We start from the raw sequence: 4,580 nt of genomic DNA on the forward strand, positions 1-4,580 counted from the left end.
CCAAGTCATTGAGGAGCCGGATGAGGTGAAAGTCTCACGTCCGGTTCTGAAGACGAGCGGGACTCGTGAGAGTTTCGCTTAGTTTAATGGTTTGGGGGATTCCTGGGGTTTGCTCTTGCTGGGTGGATGCTGCGGCACTGCCAATCGGAAGAGAAGCAGAAAGCCGTATTTGAAGACATCGCCCAAAAGCGGGATGCAGCAAAAGCTGAGATGTCCGCACGTTCCGAGTTGTTGGACAGCTACCGAGATGTTGCGATCGCAGAAGTCCAACTACAAGCCGACTTGGATCTAGTCGCCAACGATCGCACTGTGGATATCCAAAAAGCCGAGATTTACGCCCACACGGAAATTGAAGTTACCCAAATGGAGGCAACTGATGCAATCTTTGAAGCGCAAACGGCGGGGATGAGTGAAGAACAGAAGGCGGAGTACATCAAGCAGCTTCGTGAGATGAAAACGCCCTATCTGCAAGGTAGCCAGACTTTACAGGGGACGATTGACCCGAACGACAAGGTTACTGGATCTGAGCCAGGAGCGATCGCTCCCACTGACAAATATCGCTGGATCAACAACACCATCGGCTACCCCACTCTGATATTTGGTGGCATGGGTGCAGGTAAATCATGGACTACCAGAGAGATTATCTGGAAGAAAGTACAAGCTGGGTGGAACATCGTAGCGCTTGACCCTCACGGCACTATTGTCGAGTGGAAAGGCGTAAGGCTGATTACCGGCTACAAAGAAATAGCCGAATTCATGCAATGGTACATGAATGAAATGCGCCAGCGCTATGAAGATTACCGCAAGAGTGGATTAACGGAGGAGCAATGGACGGAGAACCTAAGAGCATCGGGCAAGATGCTATCAGTTATCTGTGAAGAATTTACGACATGGACAGATAACATTGTTGAGCCAATGCCAGATGATTGTGAGGATGAAAAATGGAAGCCCGACCCGGATTTTGTTGGCAAGTGGTTTCGCTGTGCCATGACTGAATCTCGCAAGCAATTAATGATTCCTTTGTTCGTAGCTCACGACCGCACAATGGAGATTTTAGCCAAAGCCAAAGGACTATCAAAACTTCGAGATGCGGCACTGTTAGAAGTAGAACTAATCGCAACTATTGACCCAATCACCACAGAAGCTAAAGCTAGTGGTAAAGGAGCAATTAAATTACCTGGGCATGGTCAATGGATTGATATTGAACTGCCTAAGCTTGACCGCAAACGAATTGATTTTCGGCTTGATGAATCTAGAACAGTTAATGAACCGCCAACCATCGATAAAGCCACTTTAGAGCGGATTTATGAACTGGAATTCAATCTTGGTAACAAAGCAGGTGACACCCAAGATAAACCGAATAAATTATCACCAATGGCGCAAAAGCTATATGAATATCTCACCAGAACTGAACGAATTGAAGCTGATGTAAGAGAGTTCAAGGGCAATTTTAAAGTGAACGGTGAGAGATTCACTGTAGAGCAAATCAAGGGCTGGATGTATGAAATTGTGGGGGCAGGATTGGCGGACTGGATAGGCGAGGGTGTTATCAAGCTTAATCAAATTTGACTGCCATCGGTGTCTAGTGTCTCGCCCCAAAAACGCCCTTTTTTCGCGGACACTGGACACCGGACACCACAGACACCAAAGCTCAAAACCCTTATCCTGTGCAGACACCAGCAGACACTACCCCAGACACCGCCCAGACACCAAGTGTCTAATACGTGTCCGCTAGACACCAATAAGAAATAACCGAATAAACAGCCATTTATTATTAGAGGATTATCAACATCATGCTGAGAATAGTAATTGTTGAACCAGAAATATTCACGCTCTTAGGCATCAAAGGTGCTATTTCACAATCCCCAGATATAGAAGTAACTGGTGATGCCACTTCTGGAAAGCTAGGGTTTCAGTTAATTGAACAGACCAATCCTGATGTTGTGTTAGTTGATTTACTATTGCCCGATATGAGTGGTCTAGAACTTACTCGTTCAATTAAAAGCAAAACTAATAGTAAAGTGGTGATTTTTACTAATCAGACTCATGAAGACTTTATTAACTCGGCTTTCCGTCATGGTGCTGATTCTTATATGCTCAAAAGTGCTGAGATAGAATTGATTGAACTAGCCATCAAGAGAGCTTACTTTAATGAATGTCTACTTGACCCGAAGCTGGCTAAAAAACTGTTAGAAAGCCTTTATCAAAACAGATATATTGACCCTAGAATGCTTGACAAAAACTTGCTTGACTCTCCCACCGAGCGGCAAATACAAGTTCTGCGATTACTGGCTCAGGGTTTAGTTTTTGAACAGATTGCCAGAGAAATGTTTCTCTCTGTTAGTACAGTCAAACATTATGCCAGCGATTTGTACAGTAAATGGCACGTCAAGAACCGTTATGAGGCGATAAAAAGAGGGGCGATGCTTGGTTATATTGACTATAACTTGATTGTCTCATAGTCGCTTATGCAGTGCTTGAGCCATATCAACCGCTACAATTACTGGGGATGAAAGTGTGGAGCAATACCAACACTATTAGTCGTGAGGTATCGAAGGGAAAGTTCAATTTATTCCACCGAGGATGCTATGCACAACATTGCCAATGCTGAAGAAGTAAAAGTAATTGAGGATGGACAAGCGCCACCTACTGGCACTACCACTCCACCAAGAAAGCCAAAGTGGTATGACACATTTAGCTACATTGCGAATCCAGATCGATTCTGTCGCCAAAATTTGCAAAAGTATGGCCCTATTTTTAACACAGGAGTCTTTGGTCGCACTACCATCTTTGTAGGCTCTGCTAAAGCTATTCAAATGGCATTTAATGGAGATTTGAAATATACAGAGATTGCACTGCCAGCAACCACAATGGATATGTTCGGTGAGTACAGTCTGTTTCAAAGACCCGATTTGCATCGTCAGCGTAAAAATGCACTCGCCCCCGGACTGACTGGCCGTGTACTTGATGGCTATACACCGCTAATCAATGACGTGATTGTGCGTGGGATTAATAGCTGGACTACTCCCAGTACCATAGCCGTATCCCCGGCGGTGGAGAAGATTTGCTTTGATGTACTTACCCCTGTGCTGTTGGGAATCAGTTTAGATGACTCTGCTCCTGAAACTTTCAAGGGACTACCAATTACGTCCAAAGCCGAGTTAAAAGCTTTGTACAAGACATACTTTCATGGTTTTTATGGTTTGTCTCAATGGAAGTCTCCCTTGACAAAATACGGGCGTGGGTTTCTGGCACGTACCAAACTCTTAGAATTTATGCGTGCTGTGGTGCAAAGGCGGCGAGGTGAGGGTAAAGTCATCAAGCCCACGGCTGATTTCCTCTCAATGATGCTAGACAGCCAACAAGAACATCCCGATGGAGTATTTAGTGAGCAGTTAATAGAGAATCAGTGTCTACTGCAATTATGGGCATCGGATTATGAGGTATCCGGGCTGATATCTTCGCTCATGTACCAAATTGCCCGCCATCCGCAAGTTATTTCACGACTGCGACTTGAGCAAGCCACTCTTACAGGTGGAAACAGTCAAGTCACTATGTTCTCACCCGAACAGTTAAAGCAAATGGTATATTTAGAGGCAACAATTAAGGAAACACTACGTACTCTACCACCCAGTTCTACAGCCAGTCGTCTGCTCACCAAGTCTGTGGTACTTGATGGCGTACTCTATAATAAAGGCTGTGTAATTATTGCAGAACCACGAATCGCACACATTACACCAGAGTACTTTCCCGAACCAGAAGTATTTGCACCAGAGCGTTTTCTGCCGTCACGTAGCGAAGACAAGATGTATCAATTTATTCCCTTTGGTGGCGGTGTCCATGCTTGCCTGGGAGCGCAGATGGCGATCGCAATTACAAAAGTGTTCGCCTCTCATTTGCTACAAATGTTTAACTGGGAAGCAACAGGCGAGGCGAAGTTTGTCCAGTTTCCTCTAAAAAAGCTCAGGGATGATTACCAAATGAAGTTTACACGCCGAGTTTGACTTTCTCTTTTGGCTGATAGCTTACATAAAAGCCCCCGACGGTCATCTAAGGGGTTTTTTATTGACACTTACTTGTGCAACCCCCTACCAGATCGCCACTAACAGGTTGATATCACTCACCTCTTGCAAGGATTTATCAACTCTTGGTATAGAAGCGAGTATAGACAGTTGAGACAGCCGCAAGATGAGCATATCCTATTGGTGCGGATCATACCCCTACTTGGTAATAGCCTAGCAAACATAAGCTAATTTTATCAGCCAACGCCAGAATCGGGGTTGTAGCGATTGCGATTGATAAGTTGGAATTGATGTCTTGAGTGAGCTTTCGTGTCGCTAACGGAGTTACAATACTTTGGGTCATCAATTACACGTTTTCATTGAAACGTGTAATCCCCTAGAAAGTAGAATATATGAAGGTTAGCGGCAACGGACAAGGCAAAATACTAAGCCAAGAGGAATTAAGGCGATTATTCACCGAGGGATTTCTCAGCCCACGCGATCGCGCTCTGTTTGGCATCTGCCTGTTTACTGGTTGTCGCGTATCAGAAGCGTTGGCCCTTAAAAAGACTGATATCA

General features: G+C 44.8%; 4 protein-coding genes. 3 read left to right on the forward strand and 1 reads right to left on the reverse strand.

Features of this window, described 5'->3' with window-relative positions:
• Nucleotides 1–126 precede the first annotated feature (126 nt).
• From H6G97_RS46015 to H6G97_RS46025, 3 genes are all read left to right on the forward strand, one after another.
• Nucleotides 127–1,569 carry a hypothetical protein gene (locus H6G97_RS46015; RefSeq protein WP_190947089.1) on the forward strand — a complete coding sequence of 481 codons (1,443 nt, stop codon included), beginning with the start codon at nt 127–129 and terminating at the stop codon, nt 1,567–1,569.
• Between the two features lie 224 nt (nt 1,570–1,793).
• Nucleotides 1,794–2,462 (forward strand): response regulator, encoded by a 669-nt coding sequence (locus H6G97_RS46020; protein ID WP_190947090.1) that lies wholly within the window; start codon nt 1,794–1,796, stop codon nt 2,460–2,462.
• Between the two features lie 126 nt (nt 2,463–2,588).
• Nucleotides 2,589–4,004, forward strand: coding sequence for a cytochrome P450 (locus H6G97_RS46025; protein ID WP_190947091.1), 1,416 nt, complete (start codon nt 2,589–2,591; stop codon nt 4,002–4,004).
• A 208-nt stretch (nt 4,005–4,212) separates the two neighbouring features.
• Here H6G97_RS46025 and H6G97_RS46030 read toward each other — a convergent pair whose 3' ends face one another.
• The gene (locus tag H6G97_RS46030) at nt 4,213–4,365 is read right to left on the reverse strand and encodes a hypothetical protein (protein ID WP_190947092.1); all 153 of its coding nucleotides are present in this window, start codon (nt 4,363–4,365) and stop codon (nt 4,213–4,215) included.
• Nucleotides 4,366–4,580: the final 215 nt, after the last annotated feature.

The organism is Nostoc flagelliforme FACHB-838 (assembly GCF_014698065.1).
Classification (GTDB): Bacteria; Cyanobacteriota; Cyanobacteriia; order Cyanobacteriales; family Nostocaceae; genus Nostoc; species Nostoc flagelliforme_B.